Raw genomic sequence first — 18,647 nt, forward strand, 5'->3', positions numbered from 1 at the left:
GTGCCGCCCGATCCGCGTCGGAGTTCAGCGAGGAGGGGGTCAGAGAGCGGGCGTGGACTCGCGCAGGACCACGGTGCCCCGCACCTCGACGCGGCGCGGCGAGATCTCGTGCACGACGCCGGGCAGGTCCGTCCCCACCGGCAGCCCGAGAGCGAGGCGCAGGGCCACCTGCCCGACCTCGACGAGGGGGATGCGGACGGTCGTCAGGCCGGGGACGACGTCGCGCAGGGTGACGATGTCGTCGAAGCCGGCGACCGCGACGTCGCGCGGCACGGCCAGGCCCGCGTCGCGTGCAGCCGCCATCGCACCGACGGCCATGACGTCGTTCACCGCGAGCACGGCCCGCGGGGGGCCGCCGGGCCCCGTGCACGCGACCAGCTCCTGCATGCCCGCGAAGCCGCCGTCGCGCGTGAACTCGCACGGCACCACCGCCGCGTCCTCGACGGGCGAGCCGAGGGCGGCCAGCGCCTCGGTGAACCCCTCGGAGCGGTCGATGGCCGTGCGGTGGCCCACGGGGCCGGCGAGCACGCCGAAGGACCGGTAGCCCAGGCCGTGCAGCGCCGTCGCGAGATCGGCGGCGCCCTGTCGGTTCGCGATCTCGACCGCCGGGAGGTCGCCCAGCGCCTGCCCGACGAGCGCGACGCGGCCACCGCTGTCGCGGTACCGCACCAGCGCGTCGTGCAGCGCGCCGGGGGTCGCGGCGCCGTCGTCGGACGCCGGGTCGTCGGACGACAGCCGCCCACCGCCCAGGACCAGGGCCCGAGCGCGCTGCCGGTCCATGAGCTCGACGAACGCGAGCTCGCGAGCGGGGCTGTGCTGCGTGCTCGTGAGCGTGACCAGCAGGTTCTCCTGGTCGGCGGCGTCGGTGACGCCCGCGGCGAGGGACGAGAAGTAGGGGTCGGCGATGTCGTGGACCACGAGCCCCACGGTCGTCGTGCGACCGCGCGCCATGGCCTGGGCGCTCGGGTCGGGCGTGTAGCCCATCCGGGCGGCCGTCGCGAGCACGCGCTCGCGCAGGTCCGCGCCCACCGTACGGTTCGCGCTGCCGTTGATCGCGCGGGAGGCGGTGGCGAGCGAGACGCCCGCCGCTCGCGCCACCTCGCTGAGGGTCGGTCCGGCCACGGGCACAGGCTACCGGGGCCACGACGCCCCCGGCCGCCAGGGCGCGGGTGAGGTTCGTCCCGGTTACGGTCGGGCGGAGGGTACCGAGCGAGGAGGACGAGCATGGCACGCACGCACCACGGGCCGCCGGGGTCGTCGAGACCGAAGGGGCCGTCGCTCGTCGTCCGGAGCCTCGCGCTGGGGGTCGCCGCAGGATCGCGCTCGTCGCTCGGCGTCGCGGGGCCGGTGCTCGCCGCGCGGCCCGACGGCGCATCGGGCACCGGGCCCGTCGCCCGCGGTGCGGCCGTGCTCGCCGTGGCGGGCGAGGTCGTCGGCGACAAGCTGCCGAGCGCCCCGAGCCGCCTCGCCCCGCCGGGACCGGCGTTCCGGATGGCGAGCGGTGCGCTCGGGGGTGCGCGGCTCGCTCGGGTCCGTGGCGGGAGCGGCGCGCCCGTCGTCGTCGCGGCCGTCGCCGGCGCCCTGGGTGCGGCCGCGGGGACGTGGGGCGGTGCCGCGTGGCGCGGGCTCGCCGTCGGGAAGCGCCCCGACTGGCCGGGTGCCGTGGCCGAGGACGTGGTGGCCGTCGCCCTCGCGGCATGGGCCGTGCGCCGCTGACGCGGGACGGAGTCGCCGACACCTGACCGGCCGCTGCCGCCGGACGGGCGGCTGGCGGGCTATGCCGTGGGGACGCCCGTCACGGTCGTGAGCAGGAACGCGCTGTCCTCGAGCGCGGACACGGCGTGCCGCTCGTGCGTCAGGACGCGCAGCTCGCCCGCGCCGAGCTCGGTGTCGCCCTCGCCCAGCGCGGTGACGCGGACCTTCCCGCGCAGCACCTGGATCGACGCGGCGGGCGGCGAGTTGTGCTCGCCCAGCTCGACGCCCGCGACCAGCGCGATGATCGTCTGGCGCAGCGGGCCGTCGTGCAGCACGAGCTCGGCGCTACGGCCGTTCTCCGCGGATCGGGCGCCCGTGAGGTGGGCGTCGGTGAGGAGGTCGACGTTCGTCATGGAGGTCTCCGGGGGTCGGGGTTTCTCATCCTGCCGCGTGGCGCGCGACGCCGCGCGGGCGCCCGTCGGGAAGAGTGGGCGTCATGCAGGTGGTCTCGGGATTCCTCACCGCGCTCTTCGGTCTCCTCGCGACCGGTGTCATGCTCGCGCTCCTCGCCGCGACGTCGCGGCGCGTCATGGGCGCCCCCGTCGGGTGGGTGCGCGCCGGGGTGGTGTCCCTCCTCTCGCTGACCGGGGCGTCGTCGGCCCTCACGTACGGCCTGCGCACCGCCGGCTGGGCGGCGCCGGACGGTCGGCTCACCGTCCAGCCGTTCGTGGCCCTCGCGGCCGTCGTCCTCACCTTCGCGTGGGCGTTCGTGCTGGGGTTGTGCGTGCTCCTCGTCCTCGAGCTCCTCGTGCCGACGGGCACGGTCCCGACGCCGTGGCGCGCGTGGCGCGGGCTGCGGCAGGGTCGGCGCGAGACCCGGCGCTACGCGCAGATCCTCGCGATCGGGGTGCGGCACGGCCTCGGCGGCGCGCTGAGCCGGGGCGCCCGGCAGCCTGACGGGTCGCGGCTGTCGCGCACCGACGAGCGACGGCTCGCGACCGGGCTCCGCGACGCCCTGAGCGACGCGGGCGTGACCTTCGTGAAGTTCGGCCAGGTGCTCTCGACCCGCCGCGACCTGCTCACGCCCACGATCGCCGACACGCTCGCGACCCTGCAGAGCGACGTCCCCCCGGCACCCTGGCCCGACGTCGAGGCCGCGCTCGTCGGCTCGCTCGGCCGTCCGGTCGACGAGGTCTTCGCCGCGTTCTCGGCCGAGCCGCTCGCCTCGGCGTCGGTGGGCCAGGTGCACGCGGCGCGGCTGCCCGACGGCAGGGCAGTCGTCGTGAAGGTCCAGCGTCCGGGGGCGCGCGAGCAGGTCGAGGTCGACCTCGCGATCCTCGGCCGACTCGCGCGACGCATCGAGCGCGACACCGCGTGGGGCCGCTCGCTCGGTGTCGTGGCGCTCGCCGAGGGCTTCGCGGCGTCGCTGCGCGAGGAGCTCGACTACACGACCGAGGCGGAGAACACGCTCGCGCTGCGCGCCGCGCTCGGGGTGCGGTCGGGCGTGGTCGCGGGCGCGAGCCAGGGGGATGGCGCGGGGCAGGATGGGGGCGCAGGCGGGTCGCGGGAGCCGGCCGTGATCGTGCCCGACGTCGTGCTCGAGCTCTCCGGACCGACCCTCCTCGTGCTCGAGCACCTCGACGGCACGCCGGTCGGGCGAGCCGGTGACCTCCTCGCGGGGCTGGACGGCACGACGCGGTCCGCGCTCGCGAGCCGGCTCCTCGCCGCGACGCTCGAGCAGGTGCTCGTCGCCGGGACGTTCCACGCGGACCTGCACCCGGGCAACGTCCTCGTCATGGCGTCGGGCGGTCTCGGCCTGCTCGACATGGGCTCCGTCGGGCGGCTCGGCGAGCCCGAGCGCCTCGCGCTCGCGGCGGTGCTGCTCGCCGTCGACGCCGACGACGCCGTCGCCGCGACCGACGCCCTCCTCGAGCTGCTCGACGCGCCCCCGGACCTCGACGTGCGGCGCCTGGAGCGCGCCGTCGGGCAGGTGATCGTCCGGTTCCGCGGCGCCGGGGCCGGCGGGGCGATGTTCACCGCGCTCTTCCGCCTCGTCACCGACGCCGGGCTCGCCGTCCCGCCGCAGGTCGCCGCCGCGTTCCGCACCTTTACGTCGCTCGAGGGCACGCTGCGCCTCCTCGACCCGACGTTCGACCTCGTCGCCTCCGCCCGGGAGACGGCGCAGCCGCTCGTGCGGCGGGTCGTGACGACGGAAGGGCTGCGCAACCGCGCGACGAGCCTGTTCCTCGGCCTCGCGCCCGAGCTCGAACGGCTCCCGCGGCGCCTCGCGAAGATCACGAGCGACGTCGAGAACGGGCGATTCACGGTCTCGGTGCGGACGTTCGCGCACGCCGAGGACCGCGCCTTCCTCGCGGGTCTCGTGCAGCAGGTCGTGTCGACCGTGGTCGCCGCGGCCGCGGTCGTGGCGGCGGTCGTGCTGCTCGTGGCCGACGGCGGCCCGCAGCTCGGCGGCGGCGTCGCGCTCTTCCCGGTGCTCGGGGCGGCGCTCGGCTTCGTCGGGACGGTGCTCGGCGTGCGCGTCCTCGTGTTCGCGTTCCGCGGCCTGCCGGGGCCGACCGGCTCTCGCACCTGACGTCGGTAGTCTGTTCGTCCACGCCGGAGGTGCTCACACCGACGAGGCTCTGTTCACAGGCTGGACAGACGAAGAGCGTGACTGGTACGCCGAGCGCGCCGCGGAGGAAGGATGGTCGCGGGCCGTGCTCGAGCATCACCTCACGATGAACCTGCGCCGCGCTCTGGGTGCGGCACCGTCAAACTTCGCCGCCGCGCTCGACCGGCCCGACTCCGACCTGGCTCAGCAGCTGGTCAAGGACCCGTACGTCTTCGAGGACCTCGGTCTGGTGGAACGACGCGCCGAGCGCGACGTCGAACAGGCGCTGATGGACCGGTTGCAGGACACGATGCTCGAGCTCGGGCGGGGCATGGCGTTCGTCGGGCGCCAGGTCCGCCTGAGCGTGCCGGACGACGCGAGCGACCGGGTGGACGAGCTCTACGTCGACCTGCTGTTCTTCCACATCGAGCAGCTGCGCTACGTCATCGTCGAGCTCAAGATCGGCACGTTCGAACCGTCCCACCTCGGCCAGCTCGGCACCTACGTCGCCATCGTGGACGACCAGTACCGCCGGCCCGAGATCCACGCTCCGACGGTCGGGATCCTGCTGTGCACCGGCAAGTCCGGCCCGACGGTGCGCTACGCGCTGGCCAGCACCAACGCGCCTGTCGCGGTCGCGGACTACAAAGGCCTGCCCGAGGAAGCGCGGGGCGTGCTTCCCAGCGCGGCCGAGCTGGAGGCCGTCATCGAGGATGAGCTCGACCACCGAGCCTGAGGCCGCCCAGACCCCTTCTGATCAGCACAAGCGAACTGGTAGAGGTGCATGCTCGAGAGGTGTGAGGCGTGCTGGCGGTCGAGGATGTCGCGGCCGATGGACCAGTACAGGCGCCGCAGCCCGGTGTTCGCGGCCCGGGCAGCGGACCTGGCTGGTACGGACCCCGACCTTGAGGCGTTCGAGCAGTTCGGCGTACCCGGCCGGTGCGATGTCGCTGGTGCTCACGCCGTCATCCGCACCGGTGGGTGTCGCGGAGCGTCGAAGCGGTGAGGGTTCGTGGCGGATCGCTGCTCGACGTCGTCGCGTGCATCGAGCAGGACCCGAACGGCGCCGATCCAGACCAAGGCAGACCCGAGCAGGTGCAGCACGACGGCGAGCTCCGGCAGGCCGGACGCCACCTGGAAGGCCCCGACCGCTGCTTGGGCGGCGACGAGCACGAGGAGCACCGTCGTGCGCCGGTGCACCCTGGCGCTGAGGGTGTGCCGGCTGGCGAGCCACAGCGCGAGAGCGACGATCCCGGCGAGGGTAGCCGCCGCGCCGTGCAGGACGGTGACGACGGTCCAGTTGAACGGCATGCGCGGGACGTTCGCTGAGTCACCGGCGTGAGGCCCGGTCCCGGTCACCGACGCCCCCAGGAACAGGAGCGCAGCCGTGGCGATCAGCAGGACGCCCGCGAGCCGCCGGACCCTCGGGCGCGAAGCTTCCGGCGGGCGGGCATCCTCACGCGCCTGCACCTTGTGCCACGTCACGGTGGCTGCGGTCACGAGCAGCATCGCGGCGAGGAAGTGGCCGGCGACGACGTAGGGGCTGAGCCGGGTCCACACGGTGATCCCCCCGACGACCGCGTTCAGCACGATGACCCAGAACTGCGCCCAGGCCCATCGGGTGATGTCCGGGTCCGCGTCCCGCTGCAGTCGGGCGACGACGATGAGCCATCCGACGATCACGCACAGAACGATCGCCAGGAGCCGGTTGCCGAACTCGATCAGGCCGTGCACGCCCATCTCAGCAGTGGGGGCCAGTGTTTCGGCGGTGCAGTTCGGCCAGGTGTCGCAGCCGAGACCAGACCCGGTGACGCGGACGATCGAGCCGGTGACAACGATCATCACACTGGCCACCAGGGCCGTGCCGGCCGCGATCGTCAGGTTGGTGGGCCCGAGCCGGACCCGTTCAGCGAGCCAGCTCAGGGGCGTCTTCATCGGTCGGGCTCCGTCAGGGTGAGTGGCAGCGGGGCCGGCGGGCGCCCAGCAGTGTGTCGGCCCACGATATTCGTGGGGCACGAGATCGATGGCCCCACCCGAGCCCTGGTCGGCGGCGGTCGAACGGGCTCGCCGATCGAGCTCCCGGTCATTGATCCGGCGGGGTGTGACGGGTCGTTGCCGCGGCGTCGCGTGACGTGCCTGCGGGTGCGAAGACCGCGGAGAGTGCCGCGGACCCGAGAGCCTGGTAGGCGAACCACACCTCGCCGCCGACGTCGGAACCGCCCCTCGCGAGCACGACGGCCAGGACCGTGACGACGAGCCAGCCGGTGTCGTAGGCCACGAGGTACGTGATGCGCGGTCGGACGTCGGAGCTCCGCACCGCGAACGCGACCTCGCACGCCCCGCACACGACGAGGGTCGCGGCGGTCACCAGCACGAGCCACGGGGTGACGCCGAGACGGTCGGTGAGCATCGGGAGCAGCGCCGTGACGCCGGCCGCCGTGACGATCTTGAAGACCCCGTCCGCGACGAACCCGACGCGGAGGCGGCGGTCGGTGGTCGCGCGGCTCATGCTCGCCCCTCCGCGTGGCGGCGAGCCGGTCGCCCGCGGCTCGGCAGGCGCGCGAGACCGTAGGCGGTCCCGCGTGTCTCGGGGCCCGTCGCGACGGCGAGCAACGCCGCCGCGAGGTCCGCACGACCGACGGTGGCGATGGAGTTTCGCTCGGGGACGAGCCGGTAGCCGGCGGCCGGCCTGTCGACGAGGTAGCCCGGCCGCAGGATCGTCCAGTCGACCTCGTCGCCCGCTGCGCGCAGCACCTCCTCCATCGCCTCGAGGTCTGCGTAGACGAGCGGGCCGGACCGGCGCACGTACGGCCGCACCGTCTTGCGGAACCACCACGGCTCGCCGGCTCCAGAGCGGAGCACCGGTGAGGCGGACACCGCCACGATCCTCCGTACGCCGCGGCGGCCCATCGCCGCGAGGAGGTTGGCGACGCCGTCGGCGCACACGCGCGTGGGGTCCTGGTACGACCGCTTCCCGAGGACGGACACCACGGTGTCGGCGTTGTCGGGCAGCTCGAGACCCCGACCGGTCACGACATCAGCCACCTGGACCTGGACCTCGTCCGGGCACGCGTACCGGGACTCGTCGCGCACCAGGGCGGTCACCCGGTGCCCGGCGTCGAGCGCCTGCTGGACCAACAGCGTGCCCGTCGCTCCTGACGCGCCTGCCACGACGAGATGCATCTGGCCTCCGGAGTTCGCGGATGCCCCGGTCGGCGCCGAGACACTACTCAAGTTTGTCTAATCATGGACACGGCGCCGCCACTGGTCAAATTTGATGAGAAACTGGGGACGGGTCGGAACAGGAGGACGTATGACGGCGACACGACTGCTCATCCTGGGCGCGGTGCGCGAGCGGGGCAGGGCGCACGGCTATCAGGTACGGCGCGACCTCGAGTCGTGGGGGGTGCACCTGTGGGCGAGCATCCAACCGGGGTCGATCTATCACGGACTGCGGCGCCTGCGCGACGACGGCCTCCTCGTCGAGGTCGAGGCGTCGCCGTCCGCAGGACCGTCGCGCACCGAGTACGCCGTGACCACAGCCGGGCACACAGCGTTCCGCGAGCTGCTCGAGGACGCGCTCCGCTCCGACGACGGCTCGATCGCCGAGACCATCGCCGGTGTCGGCTTCATCACCGAGCTTCCGAGGTCTCGCGCCCTCGAGCTGCTGCGGATGCGGATGGAGGCGTTCGAGCGACGGCGTGCCCGGGTGGTGGGCGTGTACGAGCAAGAACCTGACGCGGACTGGCAGCACCACGCCGAGGCCGTACGCCTGTGGGCGCACACCGCCGACGCTGCTATCCGATGGACCCAGGGACTCATCGAGCGGCTCGAAGGCGGCGCGTACGCGATGGCGGGCGAGGGAGACGCGCCGCCCGCCACGTGACCGACCCACGCCCGACGAACGGACGCCGCCCGGCCTCAGGTCGAGGCGCCCGGGAGTCCTTCCTTCCGGCGTTCAACGGTGTCACCTGGCTCGGCGAGGCGACAGAGCAGCGAGCGCCTGGGGCCGGGTTCAGGGTTCCGTGGTGCCCGACGGGTGCGTCGCGTCGGGCGGGCGTACGACGGTGACCGGGCAGTGCGCGTACTCCGTGGCGTGCCGGCTCACCGAGCCGAGGAGGAGGCGGTCGAACCCGCCCACGCCGCGGTTGCCGAGCACGAGCCGGGACGCGTGCGAGGACGCCTCGATGACGCCCTTCGCCGCCTGCACGTGCCGGACCGTGCGGACCACGCGGTCGTCGGGCAGGTCGACACCCGCCGTCGTGAGCGCGGTGTCGAGCGTCGCGGCGGCGAAGGCCTCGTAGTCGTCGATGGGCGGCGCCCACCCCCACGAGTCGGGCAGCGGGGCGAGCGTGACGATCTGCCAGCAGAAGAGGGCCTCGAGCGTCGCGCCGGTCCGGCGGGCGACGTCGGCCCCGTGCCGCAGCGCGTGCACGGACGTCGCCGAGCCGTCGACCCCGACGACGATCGGCCCCGACCGGTTCGCGGTGCCGCGGACGACCGTGACCGGCACCGTCGCGTGCTGGAGGATCGCCGACGGCACCGACCCGAGCACCATGCGGCTGACCCGGCCACGGCCGCAGCGTCCCACGACGAGCACGTCTGCGGGGCCGCCGTCGTCGTTGCCGCCCTGGATCTCGGCCTCGCCCGCGACCTCGCCCGCGCGCTTCGTGTCGCCTTCCGCGAGCGCCAGCAGGGACGTCGCGGCGTTGCCGCGGACCTCCGTCGCGACGACCTCGACGTCCTGCGTGCCGAGCCCCGTGCGCTCGCGCGCCGCCTCGACCCAGCCGGTGACCGCGTCCCGACGACGGGCGCCCCGCTCGTCGTCGTCGCCCGTGTCGTCGCGGCCGGCGTGACGCCCCGGGTCCCACGCGAGCACGGCCGTGAGGCGCGTCCCGCGCGACGCGGCCTCGTGCAGCGCCCAGTCGAGCGCCTCGTCCGACCCCTCGGACCCGTCCACACCGACGATCACCCCGCGCACCGCGCCACCTCCGCCTTCCGCCATCCCTCAGAGCTCGCCCTCGCCGTGGAGGATCGCGCGCAGGGGCGCGGTCACGACGTCGACACGTTCCAGCAGGTCGTTCGGTCCCGCGACGACGACCGCCCGGTCCTCCACCTCGACGTACACCGCGGCGCTGTCGCGCACCCGCGCGTGCAGGGCGGGGACCTCGGCGCCGTCGACGACGAACGGCGCGCGCGAGAGCGGCGCCGCCTCGACCTCTTCGACGATCGCGCGCATCGCCGCGCGGTACTCCTGGTAGGAGTCGAGGAAGTCGTCGTCCGCGGAGTCCGCGTGCAGGGGCGCGGCGAGCGCGCTGCTCAGCGCGGTGCGCAGGATCTCGGCGGACTGCTCGTCGTCGGCCGCACCGACGCGCAGCGTCTCGACGTCGAGCGTCTCCCCGGAGAACGAGACGTAGGAGCGCAGGAACCGCTCGTCCGTGAGGTCGTGGGTGCCGTCGCCCACGCCGGTGATGGTCTCCTCGTCGAGGTCGAGGCCCCAGGTCAGCGGGTCGGCGACCTCGGCGACGACGCCGTGGAACCGGTCGACCACCTGCTCCCAGGTCGCCGGGGTCCCGTCGGGGCGCCCGACGGCGCCGGGCTCGCGGCGCGCGGCCGGCTCCTCGGGCTGCTGGTCCGGTCCGTGCGTCATGATCGCCCACCCTTCTGCCGGTGCGGGGGCCGCACCCCGAGCCTGCCGCCGCGGAGAGGCCGGGTCAACGCCCGGGGCGCGTGTCGCCCCTGCCGGGGCGTCCAGGAGACCCGGGCGCGCCGGGGTGCGAACCGCCGCAGGTCACGGCGTGACCCCTCAATCACGCCCCTGGCGAACAACGGCATACGGAGGGGGTGTGCCTCGTTCGGACCGCATAGAGTCAATGCGGTCAGGCTGTACTCGGCGATTCCTGGAGGCCAGGGACGTCGGTGCGCAGGTGTAGGCCGCTCGTGAGGAGCAGCACATGTTCGAGAGATTCACAGACCGAGCCCGTCGGGTCGTCGTCCTCGCCCAAGAAGAGGCGCGGATGCTCAACCACAACTACATCGGCACCGAGCACATCCTCCTCGGCCTCATCCACGAGGGCGAGGGCGTCGCGGCCAAGGCCTTGGAGTCCCTCGGGATCTCCCTGGACGGCGTCCGCACCCAGGTGACCGAGATCATCGGCGAGGGCCAGCAGGCCCCGAGCGGGCACATCCCGTTCACGCCGCGTGCCAAGAAGGTGCTGGAGCTGTCGCTGCGCGAGGCGCTGCAGCTCGGCCACAACTACATCGGCACCGAGCACATCCTGCTCGGGCTCATCCGCGAGGGCGAGGGCGTCGCCGCCCAGGTCCTCACCAAGATGGGTGCCGACCTCAACAAGGTGCGCCAGCAGGTCATCCAGCTACTGTCGGGCTACCAGGGCAAGGAGCCCGTCGCCGCCGGCGGTCCCACCGAGGGCCAGCCGTCGGGGTCCGCGGTGCTCGACCAGTTCGGGCGCAACCTCACCCAGGCCGCGCGCGAGGGCAAGCTCGACCCGGTCATCGGTCGCGCGCTCGAGATCGAGCGCGTCATGCAGGTGCTGAGCCGCCGCACCAAGAACAACCCCGTCCTCATCGGCGAGCCCGGCGTCGGCAAGACGGCCGTCGTCGAGGGCCTCGCGCAGGACATCGTCCGTGGCGACGTCCCGGAGACGCTCAAGGACAAGCAGCTCTACACGCTGGACCTGGGCGCCCTCGTGGCCGGCTCGCGCTACCGCGGTGACTTCGAGGAGCGCCTGAAGAAGGTGCTCAAGGAGATCCGCACGCGCGGCGACATCATCCTGTTCATCGACGAGATCCACACGCTCGTCGGTGCCGGTGCCGCCGAGGGCGCGATCGACGCCGCGAGCATCCTCAAGCCGATGCTCGCGCGCGGAGAGCTGCAGACCATCGGCGCGACGACGCTCGACGAGTACCGCAAGCACGTCGAGAAGGACCCGGCCCTGGAGCGCCGCTTCCAGCCGATCCAGGTCGCCGAGCCGTCGCTCACGCACGCGATCGAGATCCTCAAGGGTCTGCGCGACCGCTACGAGGCGCACCACCGCGTGTCCATCACGGACTCCGCGCTCGTCTCCGCGGCCACGCTCGCCGACCGCTACATCAACGACCGCTTCCTGCCCGACAAGGCGATCGACCTCATCGACGAGGCGGGCGCGCGTCTGCGCATCCGCCGCATGACGGCCCCGCCGGAGCTCAAGGAGCTCGACGAGGAGATCGCCGAGGCGCGGCGCGAGAAGGAGTCCGCGATCGACGCGCAGGACTTCGAGAAGGCCGCGGGCCTGCGCGACACGGAGAAGCAGCTCACCGCGAAGCGTGCCGACAAGGAGAAGGCCTGGAAGTCGGGCGACCTCGACACGGTCGCGGAGGTCGACGAGGAGCTGATCGCCGAGGTCCTGGCCATGGCCACGGGCATCCCGGTCTTCAAGCTCACCGAGGAGGAGTCCAGCCGGCTGCTCCACATGGAGGACGAGCTGCACAAGCGCATCGTCGGCCAGGAGGCCGCGATCAAGGCGCTGTCGCAGGCCATCCGCCGCACGCGTGCGGGCCTCAAGGACCCGAAGCGCCCCGGTGGGTCGTTCATCTTCGCCGGCCCCACGGGCGTGGGGAAGACCGAGCTGGCCAAGGCGCTCGCCGAGTTCCTCTTCGGGGACGAGGACGCGCTCATCCAGCTCGACATGTCGGAGTTCTCCGAGAAGCACACGGTCTCACGGCTGTTCGGCTCGCCTCCCGGCTACGTCGGGTACGACGAGGGTGGTCAGCTCACCGAGAAGGTGCGGCGCAAGCCGTTCTCGGTCGTCCTGTTCGACGAGGTGGAGAAGGCCCACGCGGACATCTTCAACTCGCTCCTGCAGATCCTCGAGGACGGTCGTCTGACCGACTCGCAGGGCCGCGTCGTGGACTTCAAGAACACCGTCATCATCATGACCACGAACCTCGGCACGCGGGACATCGCCAAGGGCGTCCAGACCGGCTTCAACGCCGGCGGCGACCTGGTGACGTCGTACGAGCGCATGAAGGCGAAGGTCAACGACGAGCTCAAGCAGCACTTCCGGCCCGAGTTCCTCAACCGCGTCGACGACGTGGTGGTGTTCCCGCAGCTCTCGCAGGACGAGATCATCCAGATCGTCGACCTGATGATCGCGCGTCTCGACTCGCGTCTGCGGGACAAGGACATGGGCATCGAGCTCACCCCGGCGGCGAAGCGTCTGCTGGCCGAGAAGGGCTACGACCCGGTCCTGGGCGCCCGTCCGCTGCGCCGCGCGATCCAGCGCGACATCGAGGACGTCCTGTCCGAGAAGATCCTGTTCGGCGAGCTCAAGGCCGGCGAGATCGTCCTGGTCGACGCCGAGGGCGAGGGCCTGCTCGGGGAGTTCACCTTCCGGGGTGTCTCCAAGGGCGACCACGACCGCGGTCCGGTGAGCGTGGGTGCGGCCGCCGCGCTCGACGCGCCGACAGGCGTCTCGGTCCGCGACCTGCCCCCGACGGGCGAGCTGCAGGCCGGCGCGGAGTGACACGCTCCCGCCGCGCCTGACGCGCGACGCCTGACAGGCTCGACAGGCTCGACAGGCTCGACAGGCTCGACAGGCACAGCCTGACCACGACGGCCCCGGACCTCCTGCGGGAGGGCCGGGGCCGTCGTCGTGCCCGGACCGGGTCATGGCTCGTTCACCGTGCGTTACAACTGCCCACGCCTCAGAACAAACTGGACTGATCTAGTCGTCTTTACCTAGCGTCGTGACCCATGACGACCACGCCGCCGACCACCGCACCCACCCGCTGTCGCCCTCTCGAGCGCACCCGTGACGCGCGCACCGCGCCTCCGCCGACCCGCCCCGAGAGGACCTGACATGACCGAGCACCACCGCACGGGCCCGCACGCCGACACCGTGCGCGCAGCGGCCCGCCGCCCCCGCCCCGCCGCCCTCGCCGGCCTCGCGCTGGCCGCCGTCCTCGCGACCGGCGCGTGCAGCGCGGCCCAGGCGTCCGACGACGCACCGGCCGGCGCGCTCGCGCCAGACGCCGAGCTGCCGACCGAGGTCCCGGAGGGGACGGTCCTGCGCATCGGCGACCCGACGACGCAGAAGGCGTTCGAGCTCGCCGGCGACGAGCTCGACAGCGACTTCTCTTTCGAGGTCGAGTGGGCCAACATCTCCGGCGGCCCGGCCACGACCGAGGCGTTCCGCGCCGACTCGCTCGACATCGGCGCCGTCGCCGAGATCCCGCCGATCCACGCGACGTGGACCGGGCTGGACGTGCAGATCTACGCCTCCGTGTACCGCGACAACTGGGAGGACGTGCCGATCTACGAGTTCGCGGGCGCGCCCGGCGTCGAGCTGGACTCGCTCGAGGACTTCCGCGGCCACCGCATCGCGTTCAGCCCGGGCCAGGCGCAGGGCGCGATCGTCCTCAAGGCCCTGCAGGAGGCAGGTCTGACGCAGGACGACGTCGAGCTCGTCGAGCTCCCGAGCACGGGCGACGTGTACTCGACGGCGCTCGCCGCGGGCGAGGTGGACATCGCCCCGCTGGGCGGGACGCAGCTCTACCGCTACCTCGGGAAGTACGAGGCCGACGGCGCGACGTCCGTCAAGCACCACCTGCGCGACGACGCGTCGCACCTGTACGGGCCGACGGAGGTCGTGCAGGACCCGGCGAAGGCCGCGGCGCTGCGCGAGTACGTCGCGGCGTGGGCGGAGGCGAAGATCTGGATCGACGAGCACCCCGAGGAGTGGAAGCAGGGGTACTACGTCGAGGACCAGGGCATGAGCGAGGAGGACGCGCAGTACCTCATCGACAACGCTCCCGTGCCGGACATCCCGTCCGACCTCACCGAGGGCGTCGAGCGGACGCAGGCGACGATCGACCTGCTCGCGACCGAGCTCGACCAGGAGCCGTTCGACGCGGCCGACCTGTTCGACGAGCGCTTCGGCCCTGTCGCGGGTGATGCCGCGACGGCTGCCCGGGACGGGGGCGCGCAGTGAGCGCGGCGGTCGTCGACCGGGTCGACGTCGCGGTCCCGAGGCGCGACGACGTCCCCGCGGCCAGCACGGACGTGCGCCCGCGCGGCACGCGCCTGGGCCTCGGGCGGCCGATCCCGCTCGCCGCCCTCGTCGGGGTCGCGCTGATCGTCGGGGTCTGGTCGGTCGGGTCCGCGACCGGGCTCATCGACCCGCGGGTGCTCAGCGCGCCGTGGACCGTCGTGACGACGGGCAGCGAGCTGGTCGCGGACGGCAGGCTCGGGGGGCACCTCGCGGTCTCGCTCTCGCGCGCCGCGCTCGGCCTGGGCTTCGGCATCGTGGCCGGCGTGGCGCTCGCCCTCGCCGCGGGGCTCAGCCGGGTGGGTGACGCGGTCCTCGACGGCCCGATCCAGGTCAAGCGCGCGATCCCCAACCTCGCCCTCCTGCCGCTGCTGATCCTGTGGTTCGGGATCGGCGAGGAGATGAAGGTCATCACCATCGCGCTCGGGGTCTTCATCCCCATCTACCTGCACACGCACAACGGCCTGCGGGCGATCGACAGCCGCTACGTCGAGCTCGCCGAGACGGTCCAGCTCTCGCGGCGGCAGTTCGTCCGCCGCGTCATCCTGCCCGGCGCGCTCCCCGGGTTCTTCCTCGGCCTGCGCTTCGCGGTCACCGGGTCGATGCTCGCGCTCGTCGTGGTGGAGCAGGTCAACGCGACGGCCGGGATCGGCTACATGATGGAGCTCGCGCGCACGTACGGGCAGACGGAGATCATCCTCGTCGGCCTCGTCGTGTACGGGGTCCTGGGCTACTCGGCGGACCTCGGCGTCCGCCTCCTGCAGAGGAGGGTGCTGTCATGGCGACGCACGCTGGAGGACTGACCGGGGCGCCGTCGGGCAGCGTGACGGCGGGACCGCCCGGCACGGCGCCCGGCCCGACGACGGCCGGTCCGGCCGTGCGGGTCCGCTCGCTCGTGCGGTCGTACGGCGACAAGCGGATCCTCGACGACCTGGACCTCACGGTCGACGACGGCGAGTTCGTCGCGATCCTCGGCAGGTCCGGGTCGGGCAAGAGCACGCTCCTGCGCGCGCTCGCGGCGCTCGACCACGACGTCGCAGGGTCGGGCGAGGTCGTGGTGCCCGATCAGGTGTCGGTCGTGTTCCAGGACTCGCGCCTCCTGCCGTGGGCGCGCGTGCTCGACAACGTCGTCCTCGGTCTCGACGGCGCGTCGCGCACGACGTCCCGGGGCAGGTCGCGGAGCACGGCCCGGGAGGCGGGACGCGAGAGCCTCGCCGAGGTCGGCCTCGCGGGCCGCGAGCGGGCCTGGCCGAACGAGCTCTCGGGTGGCGAGCAGCAGCGCGTGTCGCTCGCCCGGTCGCTCGTCCGCTCCCCGCGGCTCCTGCTCGCCGACGAGCCGTTCGGCGCCCTCGACGCGCTCACGCGCATCCGCATGCACGCGCTGCTGCGCGACCTGTGCGCGCGGCACCGGCCCGCGGTCCTGCTCGTGACCCACGACGTGGACGAGGCGATCGTCCTCGCGGACCGCGTCGTCGTCCTCGACGAGGGGCGCATCGCCCGCGAGCGCCGCGTCGCCGACAGCTACCGACCGGGGGAGCGGCGCGACGCCGCGGACCCCCGCTTCGCCCGCATCCGCACGGAGCTCCTCGACGCCCTGGGCGTCGACCGGGGAGCCGACACGAAGGAGCACGCCGCATGACCACCGACATCACCGGCCCCGCGCGCGTCCCCCGCGCCGCTGGCCGCGACGGCCACCGTCCCGGACGGCTGCACCTCAACGCCTTCCTCATGAGCACCGGGCACCACGAGGCGTCCTGGCGGCTCCCCGAGAGCGACCCCGCGTGGACCTCGACGAACATCGCGCACCTCCAGCGGCTCGCGCAGATCGCCGAGGCAGGCAAGCTCGACTCGATCTTCTTCGCCGACGGGCCGGGGCTGCGGTCCGACGTGGGCCGCCGCCCGTCGGGGTCGCTCGACCCGCTCATCGTGCTCACCGCGATCGCCGCCGTGACCGAGCGCATCGGGCTCGTCGCGACCGCGTCGACGACGTACAACTCGCCGTACAACCTCGCACGGCGGTTCGCGTCGATCGACCACGTCTCGGGCGGTCGTGCCGGCTGGAACGTCGTGACGACGGCCGGTCCGGACATCGCGCGCAACTTCGGCCTCGACGACCAGCCCGCCCACGCGGTGCGCTACGAGCGCGCCGCGGAGTTCCTCGAGGTCGCGTTCGCGCTCTGGGACTCGTGGGAGGACGACGCCGTGCTCGCCGACAAGGCGGCGGGCGTGTGGGCGGACGCGACGAAGATCCACGCGCCGGGGCACGTCGGCGAGCACTTCTCGGTGCACGGCGCGCTCACGACGCCCCGGTCCCCGCAGGCGCGACCGCTCATCGTGCAGGCCGGGTCGTCCGAGGACGGCAAGGACCTCGCGGCGCGGTACGCGGAGGCGGTGTTCACGGCGCACCAGACCCTCGGCGACGCGCAGGCCTTCTACGCCGACCTCAAGGCACGGGCGGCGGCAGCGGGCCGGGACCCCGGGGCCGTGCGGATCCTGCCGGGGATCGTGCCGGTCATCGGGTCGACCGAGGCCGAGGCGCTCGCCGTGGAGCGCGCGCTCGACGAGCTCATCGTCCCCGAGTACGCGCGGGCCCAGCTCGCGAAGACCCTGCGTCTCGCACCCGAGGACCTCCCGCTCGACCGCGAGCTGCCCGCCGACCTGCCGTCCGAGGACGAGATCGAGGGGGCGAAGAGCCGGTACACGCTGGTCGTCGAGCTCGCGCGGCGCGAGCGGCTCACCGTGCGCGAGCTCATCGGCCGGCTCGGCGGCGGACGCGGCCACCGCACGGTCGCGGGCACGCCCGAGCAGGTCGCCGACGCGATCCAGGACTGGTACGACGCCGAGGCCGCCGACGGGTTCAACATCATGCCCGCGGTCCTGCCGTCGGGGCTCGAGCAGTTCGTCGACCACGTGCTGCCCGTGCTGCGCGAGCGCGGCCTGTTCCGCGACGAGTACGAGGGCACGACGCTGCGCGAGCACTACGGGCTCGACCGTCCGGCCAACCGGTACGCGGCGCCGTCCGGACCGACGACGGACGCGGCCGAGCCCGCGATCCCGGACCTCGCCGGAGCCCTGGCATGAGCGGCGCGTCGGAGCACCTCTGGTACGTCCCGAACCAGGTCCGTCCCGGTCACCGCGGCGACGACGTGGTCGAGGACCACAACAGCCTCGACACGCTCACGCGCCACGCGCACGCGCTGGAGCGGCACGGCTGGGGAGGGGCGCTGCTCGGGACGAGCTGGGGGCGTCCCGACACGTTCACCGTGGCGACGGCGCTCGCGGCCCGCACGACGACGTTCAAGCCGCTCGTCGCGATCCGGCCGGGGTTCTGGCGACCGGCGCACTTCGCGTCGGCCGCCGCGACGCTCGACCACCTGAGCGGTGGCCGGCTCCTCGTGAACATCGTCTCGGGGTCGGACGGGCAGGCGGCGTACGGGGACGGCGAGGCCGACCCCGTGCACCGGTACGCGCGCACGCGGGAGTTCCTCCAGATCGTCCGGCGCCTGTGGACGCAGGAGGAGGTCACCTTCGAGGGCGAGCACTTCTCCGTCACCGGCTCCCGGCTCGGGCCACGGCCCGTGGTCCGGGGCGAGCGCAAGCACCCGCGGCTCTACTTCGGTGGCGCGTCGGAGGCCGCCGAGCGGGTCGCCGCGACCGAGGCCGACGTGCAGCTCTTCTGGGGCGAGCCGCTCGACGGCGTCGCGGAACGGATCGACCGGCTGAAGCGGCTGAGCGCGGAGCTGGGCCGCGAGCACGCACCGCTCGAGTTCGGGCTGCGCGTCACGACGTTCGTCCGGGACACGACCGAGGAGGCGTGGGCCGACGCCGAGGCCACGGTCGCGCGGCTCGCGGAGCGCGCCGCGCAGGGGGACGCGTGGTCCGCGCGTGACCGTGGTGGGCGGGCCGCCGTCGGGCAGCAGCGTCTCCTCGACCTCTCCGCGCGCGGCGAGGTGCTCGACGAGAACCTGTGGACGACGCCCGGGAGGTTCGGCGGCGGGGGAGCCGGCACGACGTGGCTCGTCGGCTCGGCGCAGGACGTCGCGAAGTCGCTGCGCCGCTACCAGGACCTGGGCGTCACGCACTTCGTGCTCTCGGACACCCCGTACCTGCGCGAGATCGAGCGTCAGGGAGACCAGCTCCTGCCGCTGCTGCGCGCCTGACCGTGCCGCGCGGGGACACGCAGACGTCGACTCTTTCCTCCGGGTGAGACCTTCCCGAGAGCGAGCGGTCTGCCGTCCCCGCGCGGTTCGGTGCGCCCGAGCGATGCGATAGGTTGGATGAATCGCCCCGCTCCG

The 18,647-nt window shown here is 73.4% G+C and carries 17 protein-coding genes; 10 read left to right on the forward strand and 7 right to left on the reverse strand.

What is annotated here, in order from left to right; all coding sequences use genetic code 11:
- Positions 1-39 precede the first annotated feature (39 nt).
- Positions 40-1,122, reverse strand: a complete 1,083-nt coding sequence (locus tag V5D56_RS07895; RefSeq protein ID WP_435738491.1) for a LacI family DNA-binding transcriptional regulator — start codon at positions 1,120-1,122, stop codon at positions 40-42.
- 102 nt (positions 1,123-1,224) lie between these two features.
- Between V5D56_RS07895 and V5D56_RS07900 the strand changes: the two genes are divergently transcribed.
- Positions 1,225-1,716: a hypothetical protein gene (locus V5D56_RS07900; protein WP_435738492.1), complete on the forward strand. Its 492-nt coding sequence runs from the start codon at positions 1,225-1,227 to the stop codon at positions 1,714-1,716.
- Between the two features lie 59 nt (positions 1,717-1,775).
- Here the strand turns inward: V5D56_RS07900 and V5D56_RS07905 are convergent, their stop codons facing one another.
- On the reverse strand, positions 1,776-2,108 hold the full coding sequence (locus V5D56_RS07905) for a cupin (RefSeq protein WP_435738493.1): 333 nt from the start codon (positions 2,106-2,108) through the stop codon (positions 1,776-1,778).
- A gap of 83 nt (positions 2,109-2,191) precedes the next feature.
- Here V5D56_RS07905 and V5D56_RS07910 point away from each other — a divergent pair, with 83 nt between their 5' ends.
- On the forward strand, positions 2,192-4,288 hold the full coding sequence (locus tag V5D56_RS07910; RefSeq protein ID WP_435738494.1) for an ABC1 kinase family protein: 2,097 nt from the start codon (positions 2,192-2,194) through the stop codon (positions 4,286-4,288).
- Between the two features lie 124 nt (positions 4,289-4,412).
- Positions 4,413-5,042, forward strand: a complete 630-nt coding sequence (locus V5D56_RS07915) for a PDDEXK nuclease domain-containing protein (RefSeq protein WP_435738495.1) — start codon at positions 4,413-4,415, stop codon at positions 5,040-5,042.
- 221 nt (positions 5,043-5,263) lie between these two features.
- Here the strand turns inward: V5D56_RS07915 and V5D56_RS07920 are convergent, their stop codons facing one another.
- From V5D56_RS07920 to V5D56_RS07930, 3 genes are all read right to left on the reverse strand, one after another.
- Positions 5,264-6,241 (reverse strand): COX15/CtaA family protein, encoded by a 978-nt coding sequence (locus V5D56_RS07920; protein WP_435738496.1) that lies wholly within the window; start codon positions 6,239-6,241, stop codon positions 5,264-5,266.
- A gap of 148 nt (positions 6,242-6,389) precedes the next feature.
- Positions 6,390-6,815 carry a hypothetical protein gene (locus V5D56_RS07925; protein WP_435738497.1) on the reverse strand — a complete coding sequence of 142 codons (426 nt, stop codon included), beginning with the start codon at positions 6,813-6,815 and terminating at the stop codon, positions 6,390-6,392.
- Positions 6,812-7,489, reverse strand: a complete 678-nt coding sequence (locus V5D56_RS07930; protein ID WP_435738498.1) for an NAD(P)-dependent oxidoreductase — start codon at positions 7,487-7,489, stop codon at positions 6,812-6,814. Before V5D56_RS07930 ends, V5D56_RS07925 begins: the two co-directional genes overlap by 4 nt.
- Positions 7,490-7,619: 130 nt before the next feature.
- Here V5D56_RS07930 and V5D56_RS07935 point away from each other — a divergent pair, with 130 nt between their 5' ends.
- On the forward strand, positions 7,620-8,192 hold the full coding sequence (locus V5D56_RS07935) for a PadR family transcriptional regulator (RefSeq protein ID WP_435738499.1): 573 nt from the start codon (positions 7,620-7,622) through the stop codon (positions 8,190-8,192).
- 129 nt (positions 8,193-8,321) lie between these two features.
- Here the strand turns inward: V5D56_RS07935 and V5D56_RS07940 are convergent, their stop codons facing one another.
- Both V5D56_RS07940 and V5D56_RS07945 read right to left on the reverse strand, forming a co-directional pair.
- Entirely contained in the window at positions 8,322-9,287 is a 966-nt protein-coding gene (locus V5D56_RS07940) for a universal stress protein (RefSeq protein WP_435738500.1), read from the reverse strand.
- A 27-nt stretch (positions 9,288-9,314) separates the two neighbouring features.
- Entirely contained in the window at positions 9,315-9,956 is a 642-nt protein-coding gene (locus V5D56_RS07945) for a hypothetical protein (RefSeq protein WP_435738501.1), read from the reverse strand.
- A 304-nt stretch (positions 9,957-10,260) separates the two neighbouring features.
- On the opposite strand from V5D56_RS07945, the gene V5D56_RS07950 reads away from it, so the two are divergent.
- The 6 genes from V5D56_RS07950 (at position 10,261) to V5D56_RS07975 (ending at position 18,512) form a co-directional block, all read left to right on the forward strand.
- Complete coding sequence (locus V5D56_RS07950; RefSeq protein WP_435738502.1) at positions 10,261-12,828, forward strand: ATP-dependent Clp protease ATP-binding subunit; 2,568 nt, start codon at positions 10,261-10,263, stop codon at positions 12,826-12,828.
- A 336-nt stretch (positions 12,829-13,164) separates the two neighbouring features.
- Positions 13,165-14,295 (forward strand): ABC transporter substrate-binding protein, encoded by a 1,131-nt coding sequence (locus tag V5D56_RS07955; protein WP_435738503.1) that lies wholly within the window; start codon positions 13,165-13,167, stop codon positions 14,293-14,295.
- Positions 14,292-15,155: an ABC transporter permease gene (locus tag V5D56_RS07960; protein ID WP_435738504.1), complete on the forward strand. Its 864-nt coding sequence runs from the start codon at positions 14,292-14,294 to the stop codon at positions 15,153-15,155. The genes V5D56_RS07955 and V5D56_RS07960 overlap by 4 nt, the downstream gene beginning before the upstream one ends.
- The gene (locus V5D56_RS07965) at positions 15,131-15,991 is read left to right on the forward strand and encodes an ABC transporter ATP-binding protein (protein WP_435738505.1); all 861 of its coding nucleotides are present in this window, start codon (positions 15,131-15,133) and stop codon (positions 15,989-15,991) included. Before V5D56_RS07960 ends, V5D56_RS07965 begins: the two co-directional genes overlap by 25 nt.
- Before the next feature lie 89 nt (positions 15,992-16,080).
- Positions 16,081-17,433: an LLM class flavin-dependent oxidoreductase gene (locus V5D56_RS07970; protein WP_435738978.1), complete on the forward strand. Its 1,353-nt coding sequence runs from the start codon at positions 16,081-16,083 to the stop codon at positions 17,431-17,433.
- Positions 17,430-18,512, forward strand: coding sequence for an LLM class flavin-dependent oxidoreductase (locus V5D56_RS07975; protein ID WP_435738506.1), 1,083 nt, complete (start codon positions 17,430-17,432; stop codon positions 18,510-18,512). The genes V5D56_RS07970 and V5D56_RS07975 overlap by 4 nt, the downstream gene beginning before the upstream one ends.
- The last annotated feature ends 135 nt before the right edge of the window (positions 18,513-18,647 follow it).

Origin of the sequence: Cellulosimicrobium sp. PMB13 (assembly GCF_051294865.1) — a bacterium.
Classification (GTDB): domain Bacteria; phylum Actinomycetota; class Actinomycetes; order Actinomycetales; family Cellulomonadaceae; genus Cellulosimicrobium.

Coding starts and splice junctions, on each gene's coding strand:
- V5D56_RS07910 (WP_435738494.1), top strand. CDS start 2,192: ATGCAGGTGGTCTCGGGATTCCTCACCGCGCTCTTCGGTCTCCTCGCG.
- V5D56_RS07965 (WP_435738505.1), top strand. CDS start 15,131: ATGGCGACGCACGCTGGAGGACTGACCGGGGCGCCGTCGGGCAGCGTG.
- V5D56_RS07935 (WP_435738499.1), top strand. CDS start 7,620: ATGACGGCGACACGACTGCTCATCCTGGGCGCGGTGCGCGAGCGGGGC.
- V5D56_RS07970 (WP_435738978.1), top strand. CDS start 16,081: ATGAGCACCGGGCACCACGAGGCGTCCTGGCGGCTCCCCGAGAGCGAC.
- V5D56_RS07930 (WP_435738498.1), bottom strand. CDS start 7,489: ATGCATCTCGTCGTGGCAGGCGCGTCAGGAGCGACGGGCACGCTGTTG.
- V5D56_RS07955 (WP_435738503.1), top strand. CDS start 13,165: ATGACCGAGCACCACCGCACGGGCCCGCACGCCGACACCGTGCGCGCA.
- V5D56_RS07950 (WP_435738502.1), top strand. CDS start 10,261: ATGTTCGAGAGATTCACAGACCGAGCCCGTCGGGTCGTCGTCCTCGCC.
- V5D56_RS07945 (WP_435738501.1), bottom strand. CDS start 9,956: ATGACGCACGGACCGGACCAGCAGCCCGAGGAGCCGGCCGCGCGCCGC.
- V5D56_RS07975 (WP_435738506.1), top strand. CDS start 17,430: ATGAGCGGCGCGTCGGAGCACCTCTGGTACGTCCCGAACCAGGTCCGT.
- V5D56_RS07900 (WP_435738492.1), top strand. CDS start 1,225: ATGGCACGCACGCACCACGGGCCGCCGGGGTCGTCGAGACCGAAGGGG.
- V5D56_RS07905 (WP_435738493.1), bottom strand. CDS start 2,108: ATGACGAACGTCGACCTCCTCACCGACGCCCACCTCACGGGCGCCCGA.
- V5D56_RS07920 (WP_435738496.1), bottom strand. CDS start 6,241: ATGAAGACGCCCCTGAGCTGGCTCGCTGAACGGGTCCGGCTCGGGCCC.
- V5D56_RS07925 (WP_435738497.1), bottom strand. CDS start 6,815: ATGAGCCGCGCGACCACCGACCGCCGCCTCCGCGTCGGGTTCGTCGCG.